The sequence below is a fragment of the Vreelandella zhaodongensis genome (assembly GCF_013415115.1).
In the GTDB taxonomy this organism is placed as follows: domain Bacteria; phylum Pseudomonadota; class Gammaproteobacteria; order Pseudomonadales; family Halomonadaceae; genus Vreelandella; species Vreelandella zhaodongensis.
This window is the reverse complement of sequence record NZ_JACCDD010000003.1, coordinates 156,112-172,905: the sequence shown is the minus strand read 5'-3', so window position 1 is coordinate 172,905 and position 16,794 is coordinate 156,112. Positions and strand designations below refer to the sequence as shown.

The window sequence follows — 16,794 nt, the reverse complement described above, 5'->3', positions numbered from 1 at the left end:
ATATTCATGGCCGAACCGGCATTGTCTATCCGTGGCCTCACTAAAGTGTATGGCAACGGCTTTCACGCGTTAAAAGGTATCGATTTAGACGTCCAGCAGGGCGATTTTTTTGCGCTGCTGGGGCCTAACGGTGCAGGTAAATCCACCACGCTTGGCGCGGTGTGCTCACTGGTACAGAAGTCGGCGGGGAAGGTGTCGATTTTTGGTATCGATACCGACAAAGACTTCGCTAAAGCCAAATATCAGCTTGGCGTGGTTCCGCAAGAGTTCAACTTCAACCAGTTTGAGAAGGTGATTGATATCGTGCTGGCCCAGGCGGGTTACTACGGTATGACCCGCAAAGAGGCGCTGCCCCGTGCAAAGCAACTGCTTAACGACCTCGGGTTGTGGGATAAGCGCAACGGCAGTGCGCGTATGCTTTCTGGCGGTATGAAGCGTCGATTGATGATTGCCCGTGCGCTGATGCACCGCCCAAAACTGTTGATTCTTGATGAGCCAACGGCAGGCGTAGACATCGAGCTGCGCCGCAGTATGTGGGAATACATGCGGCGCATTAACCGCGATGAAGGTACCACTATTATTCTCACCACACACTACCTCGAAGAAGCTGAGAGCCTGTGCCGGAATATTGCCATTATCAATCACGGCGAAATTGTGCGTAACACCAGCGTGCGCAAGCTGCTGGCGGAGCTGAACACTGAAACCTTCTTGCTGGACCTTGCTGCACCGGTGAAGCAAGCGCCCATTATTGAAGGGTTTGAAGTACAGCAGATAGAGCCTTCTCAGCTAGCGTTGGTGATTCATCGTGGCCAGCAACTTAATGACGTATTCAGTGCTTTAAGCGAGCAGGGGATAACCGTGGTTTCCATGCGCAACCGTGCCAACCGCTTAGAAGAGATGTTTGTTTCCATGGTGGAAAGCAGCCAGCAAGCGATTGATCAGCGTGAGCAGCAGGAGGCGCGGGCATGAATGCAACGCAAACCCTCATCGCCCTGTGGACCCTAGTGCTTAAAGAGATCAAGCGCTTTACGCGGATTTGGCCGCAAACCTTACTGCCGCCGTCAATTACCATGGCGATGTACTTCATTATTTTTGGCAACCTGATCGGTTCGCGCATTGGCGAAATGGACGGCTTCAGCTACATGGACTTCATTGTGCCTGGGCTGATTATGATGTCTGTGATTACCAACAGCTACTCCAACGTGGCGTCGAGCTTCTTTTCCAATAAGTTTCAGCGCTCTATTGAAGAAATGATGGTCTCGCCGATGCCTAACTGGGTGATCTTATCTGGCTTTGTGCTGGGTGGAATGGCGCGTGGCCTGGGGGTTGGGCTCATTGTCACACTGGTCTCACTGTTTTTTACCCGCTTAACGGTCGAGCATTCACTGCTCACGGTGTTGGTGGTGGTGCTCACCTCGGCGCTGTTTTCGATCGGCGGTTTTATTAACGCGCTGTTTGCTAATAAATTCGACGATATCTCCATCGTACCGACGTTTATTTTGACCCCGCTGACATACTTGGGCGGCGTGTTTTACTCGATTTCGATGCTGCCCGATTTCTGGCAAGGCGTCTCCATGCTCAACCCGATACTGTATATGGTGAATGTCTTCCGCTACGGCTTTTTGGGCGTTTCCGATATTCCGGTAGGCTGGGCGCTAGCCGCCATTGTTGCCTTTATTTTCGCGCTGTTTATGGTGGCACTCACCATGCTAGAACGCGGCAAAGGTATTCGCAGTTAATCATGTAATAGCCCCAGTAGAGGGCACTCAATAGGCACAGATAGACGGCACCCATAAGTACTAATATAGAGAGCAGCAAGTCATGGCACATCGCCCCGATACCTTAGAACACGCGCCCCTGGGGCGCGATTCCGCTTACCCAGAGCAGTATGACGCAGGGCTTTTGTATCCTATTCCCCGTGCTGCGAACCGTGCCCCATTAGGCATTGAAGACAATAATCTGCCGTTTGTGGGGGAAGATGAGTGGCACGCCTTTGAAGTGTCCTGGCTGAATGGCCGTGGTAAACCCATCGTCGCGGTTGCCCGTTTTCGTCTGCCCGCTGATTCGCCTAACCTGATTGAGTCCAAATCCTGGAAGCTCTATCTCAATAGCCTGAACCAAACGCGCTTTACCAGCCGAGAAGAGGTGCAAAGCACGCTTTTTCGCGACTTAGCCACGGCGGCTGGGGCTCGCGTTAGCGTAGAACTATTGGCAGTCGATGACGCCGAACTTGCCCCCCAACGCCTACCGGGCGAGTGCCTGGATGACCTGGATATCGACATCAGTGATTACACCCCCAGCGCCGCGCATTTGGTGGTAGGAGAAGAGATCGTCGAGGAGACGCTGTACTCCCATCTGCTTAAATCTAACTGCCCGGTGACCGGCCAGCCCGATTGGGGCAGTGTTCTCATTCGCTATAAAGGCCCTAAAATCGACCGTGAAGGGCTACTGCGCTACCTAATCGGTTATCGTCAGCACCAGGACTTTCACGAGCACTGTGTCGAGCATATTTTTACCGACCTGATGCAACTGGCTAAGCCTGAAAAGCTGCTGGTGCTGGCACGTTATGTACGCCGTGGTGGGCTTGATATCAGCCCATGGCGAGCAACGCCTGGTTTAACGCCGCCCAGCCCCTTGCGCCTAGCAAGGCAGTAGCAACGGCGCTAACCTAGCGCCCAACGATCAATAAAAGGGGAGTCATAATGGACGCACTCACGCTGCTTCACGAACGCAGTTCCATGGGCAAGCTCGCCGAGCCTGCACCCAGTGCCGAACAGCTCAGCGCTATCTACCAAGCCGCGCTGCGCGCCCCAGACCATAAAGAGCTGCGCCCCTGGCGGTTTATCGAATTTATCGGTGAAGGGCGCGAGCGCCTGGGTGAGCTGTTTGCAGAAGCGGAGTTCCAAGAAGACCCCAGCGTCAGCGACGACACACTAAATTCCGCGCGTAAAAAACCGCTGCGTGCGCCGATGATCATTGCTGTGATTGCCAAGGTCACCCCAGATATTCCCAGCGTGCCGAAAATGGAGCAGGTGATTTCCGCCGGATGCGCCGCCCACGGTATTTTGTTGGCTTCCCACGCGCTAGGTTTAGGGGCCATGTGGCGCAGTGGCAAGTACGCCTTTGACCCCGTGGTGCGTAAAGGGCTAGAACTGGGTGAAGAAGATGAAGTAGTTGCTTTTATCTATCTGGGTAGCCTGGCAGGCCGCCACAAGCCACTAGCACAGCATAATCAAGCTGACTTTGTAGAGCGTTGGGATTAACGAGGAGCAGGTGATGAGCCAGTCACGCCAACCAGGTGTGCCTTACCCCCGTTTGCCACTCCCTAAGACCCAGGAAGACCTTGACGCCTTTCAGCAGTGGCTAGGGGAGGCGATTCCAATGGTGGGTGCGCTGGGTATTCAGAGTATGTTCCAAAGCGCCTCTCAAGAGGGCGGGGCATTGACGTGGCAACTGGCGCTTAGCCCGAACCTAAACGACAAAGGCACAGGCTTCGGCGGCGCGCTAACGGCACAAACCACGCTGCAGGGCTGGTGTTGGGTAACGCTATGGTTGCGTGCCCAGGGGCGGGCACAAGATGTGGTGGTAGCCGAAGCCAGCCAGCGCTTCCTTGCGCCAGTCACTAGCGACTACCGCATTATTTGTACTCCCAGCGACCCCCAAGGCCCAGAACAGCTAGCAGAAAAGCTGCACGCGCGGGGGAAAGGCAGCATTGCACTCACCCAGCAGCTCTACTGTGGCGACATGCTTTGCCTAGAAGCCAGCGGGCGCTACGCTGTACTGCCCGTTGCTTAAATCTTTAAAAGGCTTGCTATTTTAGGCCTTAGACCATAGAATATGCGCCGTTCTGTTGGGAAAGGCAGCGCCTTAACAGCCGAGCAAAAACGCGGAGGGGTGTCCGAGTGGTCGAAGGAGCACGCCTGGAAAGTGTGTAAGTCGAAAGGCTTCGAGGGTTCGAATCCCTCCCCCTCCGCCACAGAATATAGAAAAAGCCCGCTGAGGCCATCAGCGGGCTTTTTTGTGCCTGCCATTTATGTTATCCACATGCGGTTTACGCTACGTTAGTCCTGTTTTCGCCCATACAAGGTGACAAGCATGGGGGCTTTGCTATTTTGTTTCTTAAGAATGGTGAGTAGCTGGGGTGTTTTGCTCGCTATGCGTGTTTGTCTGGAAGGGTTTGAAATATGAATGCTTATTTTTCCAGAGAATTTACTTGTAAGTAAATATAAAGCAGTGGCTTACATTTTTTTGGCTTGTGTTTATACGCAATGTTTAAAAGGCTAACGACAATGTTAACGCGCACGCGCATTTTTCTAGCAGCCTTTATTGCCCAGTCGTGTGTTATTTTTATAAATTTCAATGGATTGAAGATGGAATTTGGGATTGGCGGTCGCCAGAAAAATACGCATGCGCACTAATAAACTGTTATGTTTCAGAAGGGTAAGCCGTGTACAAAGTATTAGCTGCAACTCGCGCGGACATGAATGAAGGCTGGGTATGGCTTAGCCAGCATGACTTTGCGCCTCGCTCAATCGTCAAGATTCGTAGCAAGGTGAATAATAAAGTGGTGTACTGCGAAGCTCTGGAAATGGACGAAAACTTCATCAAGGATTACAACAAAAGTCCGCGAGTAAGTATCAGCCAAAATGGGCATACGATAGTCATGAATGGTTGGTACCGCAATCGTCTTGGTGGCATTGAAACCAATCAAAATCATGGCCTTGAGGTTTCAGGTTCGAATGGACCCTGGGGGAAGTTTCGAGCAAGTACAGGACATCCTCAAGTTGTGGTCCGTCTTGCAACATGGCTGGCAGTAATAAGTGTCGGACTGGGGATTCTGGGTGTGTGTTTGGCGCTCAAATGAAACATAACCAAGCCAAGCACGGCGACGTCCTTTTCGTTACGGCTTCGCCTCCACTACAAGGCCGCGCGTGTTGGCGGTGCTAGCTGTGATTGTCCCACCTGGAGAGTGATACTATAGTGTCACTGTTAGTCTGATTCAGGGTGAGCCATGAAAGTTGAGCTTGTTACTAACCTCAAGCGCCAGGCCACAAAGATTCTGGCGGATCTGCACTTGTCTAAAGAGCCGGTACTGATCACGGAGCATGGTCAGCCATCCGCCTACCTGGTCGATGTGCAGGATTACGAGTTTATGCAGCGCCGACTTGCGCTGCTTGAGGGGCTCTCACGAGGAGAGCGTGCTGTACTTGAGGGAAGAACGTACAGCCAAAGTGGGGCTAGGGAGAAAATGAGTAAATGGCTGAAGTAATCTGGACGGAGCCTGTCCTTCAGGAACTGGATGCCATCGCTGAGTACATTGCCCTGGATAACCCTGCTGCTGCAAGTCATTTGGTCCAGGAGGTTTTTGAAAACACCGAGCGTTTGGAAGATTTTCCTCAATCCGGACGGATTCCTCCAGAGCTCCCTGATTCGGTATACAGGGAGGTAGTGGTTTCACCGTGTCGCATTTTTTATCGTGAGGATGAGAAGCGGATTCTCGTCCTCTATGTCATGCGAGAGGAGCGGCAGCTTCGTGCGTTCATGCTTGGGAACAGCTAACCAGGCAGGTCACTCCTTTGTCTCCGCTTCGGCGTTAAAAACCTGTGATAGCCATGTCCAATGCCCCAAGCATCTGGTCTCTGAAATGTGATAAAGAACCCACGGGGTTTTTGAGGTGCTTTTCAGCAACAGAGGAAATTTGTGGGGTTAAAGGTAGGCGCGGTGAGGCTGGTATCACTCCCCCTTAAAAGGAAAAGACGCCGCTGAAACCTATCCCTGCGACGGCAACGATCACAACAATGATAACGACAATGGTAGTAGTAGATGGCATTTTTCTCTTCCTTTGAGAAATGTGTGTCATTGAAGCGTAGTCGCCATTGCGTGCTTTCACACACTTCGCTGCTTTACGGCCCGCTTTCTTTGCTCAGTGCTTTCCCCAAGGTTGAAAAATACGCGCTGAACAACGCATTGATACGTTCGCGCTGTTCGCCTTGTGGGTAAAGGCCACGTTCTGCCTCGGGGGAGGTTTTGGTGCCTTTGACTAGAAAGTGGTTTTTGATGCTGGCGTCTTGCACGAAGGCTTCAAAGGCTCGGGCGCATAGCTCTTCTGGCTTGCTGTAATAGAGCTGGCCGTGCGCTTTGTCCATGGCGGCGGAGTGGTTGAAAAGCGCGCTGGGTTGCTGGCCGTCGGGGTGAAGCAGAATGGCGTGAAAGCAGGCGAGTAGGCGCTGGTTGAGCGGGTGGTGAATCGGGGCTGCATCCGCTAGCCATGCCGCTGAGGCGAAGGCGCTAGTTGGCACATTGTTAAAACACTTCTGGGCAATGTAGTGATCGAAGGCGTGAAACCATTCGTGGGCAATGCTGCCAGGCCCCGCATTCTTGGCGAGCGAAAAGCTACGCTGGCTGGGGTCGTAGTGGGCGGAAACGCCGGGCCTGCCGCCGCTGCCGTACTGCAGGGCTAACGAGCCACGCAGTGAAATCAGCGCTTCATTGCCGTGCAGGATCAGCATTAAATCGCATAGCGCATCGTGGAAAAGCTCGGCGGCGCGGTCGCGCTCTGCGGTAGTCACCCAACGGCCTATTTCAATCGAGCGAAAATCGAACTGACGACGGATCAGCGCAAAGTTGCTGGCATGCTCTGGGCGGTGCATTGGCCCTTGGCGATAAAACTCTCGCGCTTCAATGCTCACGGCGTGCTCGCTGGAATAAAAAGACATTCACCACGCTATCTTATCGAAGGCAACGTGCAAGCGCCAAAGGCTGTTCGGCAAGACTGGCTAAGGTGTCTACCCTTATACCTAGGCAGCGAATGATGGGCTGCACTTTGTTGCATAACAGGGAGAGGATATGGCAACGGCACATGTTTATCGTATGAAAACGGATGCGCATCAGTGCCCCTTTGGTTTGAAAACCGTTTCATTGCTGCGGCGTAAGGGCTACGAGGTGCACGATCACCCATTAACGTCCCGTGATGAAACCGATGCCTTTAAAGCGAAAGAGCAGGTCGATACGACGCCGCAAACGTATATTGGTGATAAGCGCATCGGTGGCTATGAAGAGGTGCGCGAATATTTAGGGTTAAGCGTGCCGAGTGCTCAAGAAACCTCATATCGGCCAGTGATCGCTATTTTTGCCACGGCGCTGTTGATTGGTTTAGCAATTAGTTGGCTGGCCCACGGCACGTTATTCGCCGCGCGGCTACCCGAATATGCAGTGGCCACCGCCATGGTGTTACTCGGGCTGCAGAAGCTTCAAGACGTGGAAAGTTTTAGCACCATGTTTCTTAACTACGATCTGCTGGCCAAGCGTTATGTGCCCTATGGGTATGTTTATCCTTATGCGGAAACCCTTGCGGGTGTCTTGATGTTGGCCGGGGCATTGATCTGGCTGGCGGCTCCACTGGCGCTGTTCATTGGCGCGGTGGGGGCCGTGTCGGTGATTAAGGCGGTTTATATCGATAAGCGAGAATTAAAATGCGCCTGCGCTGGTGGTAATAGCAATGTGCCGCTGGGCTTTATCTCGCTGACGGAAAACCTTGTTATGGTCGCTATGGGGCTATGGATGCCACTGAAAAGTTTGCTATAGCGCACGTGAACAGAAAAGGTGGCGCGCCTTGCAACCAAGAAAACACGCCCCAAGGTAAGGTAGTGAACGCACAACGCTATCGTACTCTTCACAATTAGGAGTCATTAGATGAGCAAGCGTATTTTGGTGGTGCTGACCTCTCATGATCAGCTAGGCGATACCGGCGAAAAAACCGGCTTTTGGCTAGAAGAACTCGCCGCGCCATACTATGTGTTTAAAGACGCGGGCGCAGAAGTAACACTTGCCTCGCCGCAGGGCGGTCAGCCGCCGCTTGACCCGAAAAGTGACGCAGACGATAGCCAGACCGATGACACGCGGCGCTTTAAGCAAGATGATGAAGCCAACGCGGCGTTAGCATCGACACATCGTCTCGTGGACATGAATGCGGGTGACTTTGATGCGGTGTTTTATCCAGGCGGCCATGGCCCGCTGTGGGACTTAGTGAACGATAAAGATTCTATCCAACTGATTGAAAATTTTATTGCTCAGGGAAAACCAGTGGCATCGGTGTGCCACGCGCCTATCGTGTTGGTGAATGCGAAAAATAGCAGTGGTGAACCGCTGGTAAAAGGGCGCCAGGTCACAGGTTTCACCAATGGCGAGGAAGATGCGGTCGGCCTGACCGATATTGTGCCGCACTTGGTGGAAAATGCGCTGCAGCAGTGTGGTGGTATTTATAGCAAGGCAGACGACTTTACGCCGTACGTGCGTGAGGACGGACAGCTGATTACTGGTCAGAACCCACCTTCCTCAGCAGCCACCGCCGAAGCGCTAATGGCATGGCTGGCGCGTTAAGTCGCGCGATATTGTTGTTTATTACTACCAGTGACGGCGGGCATAGTGCTCGCCGTTTTTTTATGCTTAAAAGAGCTGCTGGCGGTAAAGGAGACGCTCCCCGCTTATCGATTCTAAATTTAGTCAACCCCTCTTCGTTGATACCGCGTTAGCTGGCGGTGCGCTCCAAGATGACAAGCTGGAATGAGGCCACCGCTTAATTTCAAGCTTGGTTTATATCCGTACAAACGTCGTTTTGAACGTAGAGCACCTCGCTAGGTATGAAAACGTGCGTTCACGTTTGCCTCAAACTTTAAACCTTCAAACGCCCTCCTCTAAAGTGACTTAATAAGCCTGTTTGGAAAACGGCTGAGGCTGGTATCAGAGAGTCAATGGCGTGCAAGCTAGTGGAGTATTGAGTAGCTCGTTGTAGGGAGTGAGCGCATTTAAACAATCGATGATTTCTCAGCCAACCGGAGAATATCTATGGCTCAGCAACGCCCCATCCGTACGTTACTTGTTGGCAGTGCATTGGCGCTCGCCGTCGCCGCACCTGCCGCCGCGCAGGAGCAAATTGGTTTCGCTACGACTGCGTCGTCGTCGGGCTGGTACAGCTTTTACGCCAGCCTTGCCACGATGGCCAACCGCGGTTCTGATGCGATGAACATCTCGGTGATCGAGACTGGTGGTGCCGCCGATAGCCAGGCAATGGTTCACGCTGGACAGACTGAGATGGGCATTGCCAACTTTCTTGCCCTACAGGCAATGATGGAAGGGACTGGTGATTGGGAGGGGCGAGCCAATGACAGCTTGCGCGCCATCGCTATTCTAGCAGCGACGCCGAATGTGCTAGCAGTTCATGCCGACAGCGGCATAGAGACCGTAGAGGATTTGGCTGGTAAGCGTATCAACCCCGGTGGTTTGGGCTCGGCAACCGAAGATGTGACGATGGCGCTGTTCGAAAAAATGGGTATCGAACCCGATTGGCAGCAGGCAGGGATGTCGGATGCCGCAGATTTCTTCCGCGATCGCCGCATAGACGGCTTCTTCAAAACGTCGGGTGCGATCGATCAACCAGACTCATTGATTGAGGAGCTGCAGGCCACTCTTGATATCAACATGATCGGCTTCTCGCCGGAACAGGCTCAGATGATCGAGGACAGCGGTTTGGCCTTAACCTTCGAGGTGCCCGCCGGTGTTTATGCCAACCAGACTGAGCCTGTGATCGCCAAGGGCCTTGCCTATGGCTACTTTGCTCGGTCTGATTCCGTGACCGAGCAGATGGCCTATGACTTGGCCGAGGCAACGTTTGGCTCGGGTGAGGCGATGGAGGCGATCTACCCAGGTGGCAACCCTCCCGATTTCGTGGAGCTCACGCTGGCTTCCAATATTCCGCTGCATGCTGGCGTGGTGCGGTGGTTGATAGAGCAGGATATTGAGGTGCCAGAGAGTATTATTCCGCCCGAGTTCGATGAATAACGCTACATCGGTTTGCGCCCAGTAAGGTGTGCTTGTTTTAAACCAGGAATAGCGGGTCTGCGGGTCTCTCTAGGCTCGCTGTTCGATACGAAAGGATGCGTTTCATGGCTCAGAACAAAAACGGTACAGAGTCGCCAAGTCATTCCGATGAGACTGCGCGGTTGGCTGAGGTGGATACATCTATCGATGAAGAAGGCCGCACTGATCGTATGCTGATGGGATGGCAGGGGTGGTTTTTTGCTGGGGTGGCGGTCGCGTTTTCCTCTTTCCACCTTTACACAGCCTATTTCGGTAACCTGCCGCACATGCAGCAACGGGCGCTACATGGTCTGTTTGGGGTGGTGCTGGCGCTGGCTTTTTTCTCTCTACGGCCGGGGCGTAAATATAGCACGTTGCCGTGGTATGACTGGGCGCTTATCGTCTGCGCTATCCTGCCAATGGGATACGTGCTGTTGAACTGGCAGGACATGTTTCGAGCGCGGCTATTTCCTGAGACACATCACTTAGTGCTGACGCTAATGGCGGTAGGTGTATTCCTGGAGGCTTGCCGCAGGGTACTGGGGTGGAGCCTAGTGATCCTTGCATTGGCGGCGCTGGCATATGCAATGCTGGGGCATCTAATCCCCGGCACCTGGGGGCATGCGGGGTTTTCGCCGGAGCGGATGGCCAGCCGACTGTTCATGGCTGACAGTGGACTATGGGGCATGTTGCCGGGGCTGTCGGCTACCGTGATCTCTATCTTCATCCTGTTCGGTCTGATCGTCATGGGGACTGGAGGTGGACAGGCTTTCATGAACGCAGCGCTAGTGCTAGCGGGACGGCAGGTGGGCGGGGCCGCCAAAGTGGCGACGATAGGCTCTAGCTTGATGGGAACGATCTCTGGTTCAGGTATGGCTAATGCCGCCGCTACTGGATCGTTAACCATTCCGATGATGCGCAAACTTGGCTATCGGCGCGAGTTTGCCGTTGGCGTTGAGGCTACTGCTTCCACCGGTGGTCAATTGATGCCGCCGATTATGGGGGCGGGTGCCTTCGTTATGGCCGAAATTGTGGGCATTCCCTATTTGACCATTGTGATGGCGGCGATCATTCCCGCGATACTGTTCTATCTGGGCAATTTCTGGGTGATCCACCTATCGGCTCGCAAGGAAGGAATCGCACCAGTGCCTGCCGAACGTATCCCTGGTGCTCGGGCAACCTTCACTATCATGTTCTTTCTACAGCTCATTATGCCCATCGGGCTGATGATCTGGTTTCTTATGTCGGGCTACTCGATTGCCTATGCTGGTTCACAGGCGGTGTTGGCTACGTTGATCGTGTTCTTCTTCGTCAACTGGGAGTTTGGGTTAAAGGAAAAATGCCTGATCTTCCTCGAAATTCTGCGCAAGGCGGGTATTAGCCTGGCGATGATGGCGGTGTTGGCCTTTGTTGCACAGATCATCGTATCGATGATCTCCGCTACTGGCATCGGCGTGAAGTTCACGGACATGATGGTGTTTTTCGGGGGGCAATCACTGTTTCTAGTGTTGATTATGGCAATGCTGGCCTGCATTATTTTAGGCATGGGAATGCCCACTACGGCGGCCTACGTGTTGTCGGCTTCCTTAGCTGCACCTGCATTAATCGCATTGGATGTACCTGCGCTGCATGCCCATCTCTTCGCCTTCTACTTTGCAATCCTTGCAACAATCACACCCCCCGTTTGCACTGCAATTTATGCGGCCTCGGCGATTGCTGAGATTCGCTGGACTCGTGCGGTACCCGATACGATGAAGCTTGGCTGGGTGGCCTTCACGATTCCCTTTATGTTTGTCTATTCACCGCAGCTGCTATTGGAGGGCACGCCGCTGGAAATAATGCTGGTTGCCACGGTTAAAGCTATCGGTGTGCTGGCGTTAGCTACCGCGACCATTAATTACTTTGCCACCGGGTTGAGTGTGGCGCAGCGGGTTATGGCGTTCGCGGGTGCGTTCATGTTGATCACCCCTGGGTGGGAGACCAACATCGCCGGGTTGGCGCTGACGCTTGCGGCGATGATACTGAATCTACGTGCCCATCGCACAGCTGTGGGAACTCCCGTAGTGTAATGTTCGGTCGGCCAGCCCCGCCTTCTTCAGCGACTACCGCTGAAGCGCTAATGGAGTTGGGCAAAGCGCTCACGTAGGCGGTTGAGCGCCTGCTCATCCCAGTCGGGTGGCTCAGAAAGTGCTACCCAGGCATCAATATAGTGTTCCGCTGCAATTTCGTGTCCAAAGCCTGGCGGAGCGCTGCTGGTGGCTAAGTCGGCTAGCAACTGCAGCATGGTCACTACTGGGTACCAGCGCAATTGCGGTGAAACATCGGGGCCTCGCGGATCACGCATCCACTCGGGCTCGCGCCAGAAAGCATCTGGTTCAAAAAAAGTAATGGGGTCGCTGGCGTACTGCAGGTAGGCAATACGGAAATCTCCCCATTCGCCTTCGACTTCATCCAACCCTTGGTATTGGTTCATGAAGCGAACCACGTTGCCATTATGAAACGTGGGTAGCCATGCAGAGCTACCTGGATCGCGGTCGGCGGTAATATTACGCCATGTATCGCTGCGAAAGGGGGGGCCGCTCCACAGTGCGCCGTGGAAGGGATCATTGATGATGTCGTATAAATCAAATGAGAGGTCTGAATTAAGCGCGCCCAGGCTCAGCCCAAACAGGTACAGTTTTGGGCGTTCATCTTGGGGCATTGCAGACCAGTAATCATAGATGGTGGTGAACAGCGCACGCGCATTTTCGACGCCATATTCCGCTTCCGAAATAAGCGACAGATGGCTGGGAAGGTAGGAGTACTGTGCAGCTACTGTCGCTATATCGCCTCGGTGAAGGTATTCCACGGGGTCTTGAGAGCCGGGATCTATCCAACCGCGCCCGGTGGGCGTGGCTAGCACCAGCATAGAGCGTTCAAAACCACCTACGCGAATCAGTTCTTCAAGAGCAAGTTTGGCTCGGTCAGTGGGTGTGTCGGCAGCATTGAGGCCTACGTAGACGCGGATCGGATCTAGGGCTTGTTCGCCTAGAAACTCACTGATTTCAACATCGGTTGGGCCATTAGTGACAAAACGCCTGCCTCGGCTACCCAGCGCTTCCCAGCTAATTAAAGAGTCAGCGCTTCCGGGTTTCATGGGGTCGTCAGGTGGGTCGAGGTCATCCTGGAATATCTCATCCATTTCTTGATAGGAACGGTCAGCCACTTGCAATGCGTAGGTAAAGAGTACGCCTTCAATGACCATCCAAAATAGTGCGAAAGAAGCGACCGTTCCCAATACATAGGCTGTGCGGCGGGGGAGTATGTGGGCAAGTTTGCGAGAAAGCAGTTTGAAGGTACGCTTGAACAGTAAACCAATAATACGCAGAAATGCGAAAACGCCCAGTGCAATGAGCGCAATAGAGAGCGGGCGAGTGCCTTCAGCTGGAGTCATGCCCATTAACTGGCGAATACTGTCCTGCCACTCAGCAGCACGCCAAAGAAAAATAATTGAGATGCCCAAACAGGCTAGCGCCGCGAGCCATTTCAGATAGCGTTCTAATGTGGGGTTGGGCTCTGGCAAGTGTAGGTAGCGCCAAAGCGTATGGCCAATCACACCAAGGGCATAACCTGCTGCAAAGCTAAGCCCGGAAACAATGCCTTGGGCCACCAGCGGACGAGGAACTAAACTGGGGGTTAACGAGAGGGCAAAAAATAACGTTGCTAGCACTAACCCTGTTCCCGAAAGGCGGTTAAGGCTTAAGACCTTCCCTAGTCGCTTGGCGCTATTATCCATTGCTTGCTCTCAAGTTATGAAGCGATGCATTAAAATCTTATATAATAAAGATAGTGTCAACTGCCAGTATCAAAAGCGATCGATGTTAAAAACGGCCGACTTTAGAGGTGATAGTTTTAAAAACGATAACTTAGTGATACTCCTGTGAGGGCTTGCCAGTTGCTGCCCAACTCATCAACAATCGGGCTGTCGGCAGCGCTACCAGTGAGATATGCCGCGCCCACAAAGCCGGTGGCTGTCCATTCAGGCGTTAGGGAGTAGCTAAGGCTGGCGTTGGCACCCAAGCGCCAGTGACCGCTATCTGGTGAGTAGGCCGCCACGCCGCTTCGCGCACTGTCTTGTGCAGAAACACCAAATAGCGATTCGGTCCATTTCTCATTTGAATACGTAATGCTTGGCGATAGTGTCATTAACATGCGCTCACTCACCGGCATTCTTAGTGCGGCGGTACCTGAAAACTTAGCGCCTTCCACATCACCGCTCACGGGCGTGCTGCCAGCGAGGCTGTAGCGCCAGAACCCCTCTTGGTAGCTCACACGCAGGCCAAGGGTGGCGCCACCGCTTACTTTCTCAAAGTGGCTTATGTCACCTTTATTATTGCGCCCAAAGGTGTAGCCAATAAATGGCGAAACAGTCCAGTTGCCCTCGCGGATGGCGTGCCATTCGATACCCGTACGGGGGCTAATCGACAGCTGATCCCCGTAGCTGAGATTTAGAACAGGCAGTAGCCGAGTTTCGTAATCATCACTACCTAGGTAATCAGGCGCATAGGTAGCTCCCGCCCCTATGCTGCCGCTCCAGCTTTCCGCGAAGGTGGGGGTGGCTAGCGCGAGCCCGAAAGCTGCGGCTAGCCACGTGGTGAGGTGTTGGCGAAGAGGGCTTGGTGTCGAGCAGAAAGCGATAGCGGTCACGGGGCGGCCTTTTGTCTAGTTTTGTTTGGTAAACGTACGTGATTGTATGTTTTTGATTCAAGCCACTGCAAGCGCTCTAAGCGCTTGGCGCGGAGGTAGTGCAAACTTTTTACTGTTTCATATCTTAGGTTAGATAAATCCATGGCTATAGGGCGCACTGTGTGTGTAACGCAGGGAAGGCGTTACAAGGAAGTGCAGGCAGGGAGTGCTTGCGGTGCACAAGGACACATGAACAGGATGTTCGTGAAGGAAGATTAGGGAGGACCTGATAAAACCCCGGCCAGCGATGCCCGGGGTTTTTTTATGAAGCCCACCACCTGCTAGCAAGCGTGATGGTAAAACAGAGCGCTGAGCATGCTTATCGGGGTGGATACCGCCGTTTGGCAACTCAAGCAACGCAGCGTAACGCTGTCTTTTCCAGTGCCCTCGAGACGAAACCGTTTTAGGTACGATGTTTTCGAGGATTCTGCATTACCACAGTGACGGCAAATGATATCTACACCGTAAACTGTCGGGCTGATCATGATATGTCTCACGCTAACCTCCTGCCGCAATAGGGTTAATGGGTTCAAGCGTGGTAACGTCCGTGTAGAAATGCATCTGTGACGATGTTTAAAAAGTATAAACAGCATTCTGCTCGTTCGCCATTTTTATAAGCAGGCTAATTGTTAGTTGGTCTGTAAGTGGAGAAAAAATCAAAACACGTGATTTTTTATCTCAGGTTAATGTTTTTGACATATATACGGTTCATGGTGAGCAGTAACACAAGGAAGGTGTTAGGGAGCAAGAGCAAGCAGGAAGGCTTGTTAAACCATGGATGCACGAACAGGACGTTCGTGAAGAAGGATTACGGAGGAAATACTACTACCCCGACCAGCAATGGCCGGGGTTTTTTTACGCTAGTGCTTGGCTGCACTAGCTTTTTATGATGCTACTTTTTCGCTTTTTTTGGCTTTGAGGTTTTTTTGTCTTCGTCATTATCAGGCTTGTCGCTACCCTGATGGCTAAGCGGGCTGGCTTGGTCAAGCCGTGGGTGGTTATCCAAGAACTCCCGTTTCAGGTTGGGTAGGGCATCCAGCGCTTTTAATGTGTGGGTAAGCGCATGAATCGCTGCGAGCACATCCTGGGTGTTGCCAGTTTCGGAAATGGTGTGCATGTTGCGAATTGGAAAACCAATCGAGGTGGCTGCACTATCAATAGAGGCCAGCACGCCAGCCATGCCGTCAGTGCCGGTATCCACGCCGACGATATCCCGCTGCAGGGGAATATCCTGCTCTTTTGCGGCGCTGGCGATAATACGGTTGAGCTGTTCGCTGGCAATAGAACCTACCGCCATTGTGAAGCCTTTGCCCATTTCCAGCGGTTGCATGCGTTTGTCGCCAATGCCGGGGGCGGCCACGTAGTCGTGGTTAACGTCTACGCCAATGAGTGCGTCTGGCTTTAATTCGCCAGCCAATACACGGCTGCCGAAACGGCCAATTTCTTCGTAGCTGGCAATGGCGAATAGCACGCGCACTTTTTCGGTGCCGCCGGCTTCTGCGATTAACTTCGCCACTTCTGCGGTAACAAAGCAGCCCAAACCATTATCCAGGTAAGCACCGTAGAAGGTGTTCGGGCTAAAGCCAGGGCGAATAGGGCGGTCGAAAATAATCGAATCACCCGGGCGAACACCCAAGTTCAGCACTTGCTGTTTTTTATTTTCGCCATGGATTTGCAGATCCAGGTAGATCTGCTCTTTCTTGATACCTTTACTGCCATCGCGCTGGGCAGGGTCAGAAAAGTGGATAGCGCCCAGGGCTTCTACCGTGCCGCCTTGAATACAGCGGTAGCTGCCGGGGGCGTCGGGGTCTTCGCTGAACAGCTTCACTTCATGGCCGATCAGTACGGTAGGCAAGAAGGAGTCAGTGTTGATCCAGATTTTGCCGTCTTCGCCAATAGAACGAACCTGCATGCGGATTTTGTCCGCGTGGCCGATGATCATCACTTTGAACATGTCATCGCGGCCAGGATGGGTATCCAGCACTACGCCAGCATTGCCTTTAAATTGATGCAGATGCCAGTCGCTTGGCGCGAAGCTTTCAAAGTAAGGCTTCAGCACACCGTAGGTCATGGCGCCTTCCAGGCCCACTGGGCTTGGGGCGGCAAGAATATCGCGCATGATGTTGAACTGCGCGTCGGGCATTGGCTGCGTCCAGGGGTTGGCGCTGTTGCTCATGTTAAGCACTCTCCGTTGGGTGGTGTTTATCACCCACT

At 53.2% G+C, this 16,794-nt stretch carries 16 protein-coding genes and 1 tRNA gene; 13 read left to right on the top strand and 4 right to left on the bottom strand.

Features of this window, described 5'->3' with window-relative positions; translation table 11 throughout:
* Positions 1 to 6 precede the first annotated feature (6 nt).
* The 9 genes from HZS79_RS07295 to HZS79_RS07255 all read left to right on the top strand — a co-directional run bounded on the left by HZS79_RS07295 (position 7) and on the right by HZS79_RS07255 (position 5,559).
* Positions 7 to 969, top strand: a complete 963-nt coding sequence (locus tag HZS79_RS07295) for an ABC transporter ATP-binding protein (RefSeq protein ID WP_179927467.1) — start codon at positions 7 to 9, stop codon at positions 967 to 969.
* Complete coding sequence (locus HZS79_RS07290) at positions 966 to 1,739, top strand: ABC transporter permease (protein WP_179927466.1); 774 nt, start codon at positions 966 to 968, stop codon at positions 1,737 to 1,739. The genes HZS79_RS07295 and HZS79_RS07290 overlap by 4 nt, the downstream gene beginning before the upstream one ends.
* 82 nt (positions 1,740 to 1,821) lie before the next feature.
* The gene (gene queF, locus HZS79_RS07285) at positions 1,822 to 2,655 is read left to right on the top strand and encodes an NADPH-dependent 7-cyano-7-deazaguanine reductase QueF (protein ID WP_179927465.1); all 834 of its coding nucleotides are present in this window, start codon (positions 1,822 to 1,824) and stop codon (positions 2,653 to 2,655) included.
* 47 nt (positions 2,656 to 2,702) lie between these two features.
* Positions 2,703 to 3,263, top strand: a complete 561-nt coding sequence (locus HZS79_RS07280) for a nitroreductase family protein (RefSeq protein WP_162218541.1) — start codon at positions 2,703 to 2,705, stop codon at positions 3,261 to 3,263.
* Positions 3,264 to 3,276: 13 nt separating this feature from the next.
* A complete protein-coding gene (locus tag HZS79_RS07275; protein ID WP_162218540.1) occupies positions 3,277 to 3,795 on the top strand; it encodes a YiiD C-terminal domain-containing protein in 519 nt (172 codons plus the stop codon).
* A 93-nt stretch (positions 3,796 to 3,888) separates the two neighbouring features.
* Positions 3,889 to 3,976 (top strand) — tRNA-Ser (locus HZS79_RS07270).
* Between the two features lie 471 nt (positions 3,977 to 4,447).
* Positions 4,448 to 4,864 (top strand): hypothetical protein, encoded by a 417-nt coding sequence (locus HZS79_RS07265; RefSeq protein ID WP_162218539.1) that lies wholly within the window; start codon positions 4,448 to 4,450, stop codon positions 4,862 to 4,864.
* A gap of 147 nt (positions 4,865 to 5,011) precedes the next feature.
* Positions 5,012 to 5,269 carry a type II toxin-antitoxin system Phd/YefM family antitoxin gene (locus tag HZS79_RS07260; RefSeq protein WP_162218538.1) on the top strand — a complete coding sequence of 86 codons (258 nt, stop codon included), beginning with the start codon at positions 5,012 to 5,014 and terminating at the stop codon, positions 5,267 to 5,269.
* Positions 5,257 to 5,559: a type II toxin-antitoxin system RelE/ParE family toxin gene (locus HZS79_RS07255; protein ID WP_162218537.1), complete on the top strand. Its 303-nt coding sequence runs from the start codon at positions 5,257 to 5,259 to the stop codon at positions 5,557 to 5,559. Before HZS79_RS07260 ends, HZS79_RS07255 begins: the two co-directional genes overlap by 13 nt.
* A 344-nt stretch (positions 5,560 to 5,903) precedes the next feature.
* On the opposite strand, the gene HZS79_RS07250 is transcribed toward HZS79_RS07255, so the two are convergent.
* The gene (locus tag HZS79_RS07250; protein WP_179927464.1) at positions 5,904 to 6,689 is read right to left on the bottom strand and encodes a CLCA_X family protein; all 786 of its coding nucleotides are present in this window, start codon (positions 6,687 to 6,689) and stop codon (positions 5,904 to 5,906) included.
* Positions 6,690 to 6,846: 157 nt separating this feature from the next.
* On the opposite strand from HZS79_RS07250, the gene HZS79_RS07245 reads away from it, so the two are divergent.
* From HZS79_RS07245 to HZS79_RS07230, 4 genes are all read left to right on the top strand, one after another.
* Positions 6,847 to 7,584 (top strand): MauE/DoxX family redox-associated membrane protein, encoded by a 738-nt coding sequence (locus tag HZS79_RS07245; RefSeq protein WP_162218535.1) that lies wholly within the window; start codon positions 6,847 to 6,849, stop codon positions 7,582 to 7,584.
* Positions 7,585 to 7,692: 108 nt separating this feature from the next.
* Positions 7,693 to 8,379 carry a type 1 glutamine amidotransferase domain-containing protein gene (locus HZS79_RS07240; protein WP_179927463.1) on the top strand — a complete coding sequence of 229 codons (687 nt, stop codon included), beginning with the start codon at positions 7,693 to 7,695 and terminating at the stop codon, positions 8,377 to 8,379.
* Positions 8,380 to 8,844: 465 nt separating this feature from the next.
* Positions 8,845 to 9,837 carry a TAXI family TRAP transporter solute-binding subunit gene (locus HZS79_RS07235; protein WP_179927462.1) on the top strand — a complete coding sequence of 331 codons (993 nt, stop codon included), beginning with the start codon at positions 8,845 to 8,847 and terminating at the stop codon, positions 9,835 to 9,837.
* A 104-nt stretch (positions 9,838 to 9,941) separates the two neighbouring features.
* A complete protein-coding gene (locus HZS79_RS07230) occupies positions 9,942 to 11,924 on the top strand; it encodes a TRAP transporter permease (RefSeq protein ID WP_179927461.1) in 1,983 nt (660 codons plus the stop codon).
* A 47-nt stretch (positions 11,925 to 11,971) separates the two neighbouring features.
* Here HZS79_RS07230 and HZS79_RS07225 read toward each other — a convergent pair whose 3' ends face one another.
* The 3 genes from HZS79_RS07225 to HZS79_RS07215 form a co-directional block, all read right to left on the bottom strand.
* A complete protein-coding gene (locus tag HZS79_RS07225) occupies positions 11,972 to 13,630 on the bottom strand; it encodes an alpha/beta hydrolase (protein ID WP_179927460.1) in 1,659 nt (552 codons plus the stop codon).
* A 116-nt stretch (positions 13,631 to 13,746) separates the two neighbouring features.
* Positions 13,747 to 14,541, bottom strand: a complete 795-nt coding sequence (locus tag HZS79_RS07220; RefSeq protein WP_340159015.1) for a MipA/OmpV family protein — start codon at positions 14,539 to 14,541, stop codon at positions 13,747 to 13,749.
* Positions 14,542 to 15,472: 931 nt separating this feature from the next.
* Positions 15,473 to 16,756 (bottom strand): M20/M25/M40 family metallo-hydrolase, encoded by a 1,284-nt coding sequence (locus HZS79_RS07215; protein WP_179927459.1) that lies wholly within the window; start codon positions 16,754 to 16,756, stop codon positions 15,473 to 15,475.
* Positions 16,757 to 16,794: the final 38 nt, after the last annotated feature.

Coding starts and splice junctions, on each gene's coding strand:
- HZS79_RS07295 (WP_179927467.1), top strand. CDS start 7: ATGGCCGAACCGGCATTGTCTATCCGTGGCCTCACTAAAGTGTATGGC.
- HZS79_RS07290 (WP_179927466.1), top strand. CDS start 966: ATGAATGCAACGCAAACCCTCATCGCCCTGTGGACCCTAGTGCTTAAA.
- queF (WP_179927465.1), top strand. CDS start 1,822: ATGGCACATCGCCCCGATACCTTAGAACACGCGCCCCTGGGGCGCGAT.
- HZS79_RS07280 (WP_162218541.1), top strand. CDS start 2,703: ATGGACGCACTCACGCTGCTTCACGAACGCAGTTCCATGGGCAAGCTC.
- HZS79_RS07275 (WP_162218540.1), top strand. CDS start 3,277: ATGAGCCAGTCACGCCAACCAGGTGTGCCTTACCCCCGTTTGCCACTC.
- HZS79_RS07260 (WP_162218538.1), top strand. CDS start 5,012: ATGAAAGTTGAGCTTGTTACTAACCTCAAGCGCCAGGCCACAAAGATT.
- HZS79_RS07255 (WP_162218537.1), top strand. CDS start 5,257: ATGGCTGAAGTAATCTGGACGGAGCCTGTCCTTCAGGAACTGGATGCC.
- HZS79_RS07245 (WP_162218535.1), top strand. CDS start 6,847: ATGGCAACGGCACATGTTTATCGTATGAAAACGGATGCGCATCAGTGC.
- HZS79_RS07240 (WP_179927463.1), top strand. CDS start 7,693: ATGAGCAAGCGTATTTTGGTGGTGCTGACCTCTCATGATCAGCTAGGC.
- HZS79_RS07235 (WP_179927462.1), top strand. CDS start 8,845: ATGGCTCAGCAACGCCCCATCCGTACGTTACTTGTTGGCAGTGCATTG.
- HZS79_RS07230 (WP_179927461.1), top strand. CDS start 9,942: ATGGCTCAGAACAAAAACGGTACAGAGTCGCCAAGTCATTCCGATGAG.
- HZS79_RS07225 (WP_179927460.1), bottom strand. CDS start 13,630: ATGGATAATAGCGCCAAGCGACTAGGGAAGGTCTTAAGCCTTAACCGC.
- HZS79_RS07215 (WP_179927459.1), bottom strand. CDS start 16,756: ATGAGCAACAGCGCCAACCCCTGGACGCAGCCAATGCCCGACGCGCAG.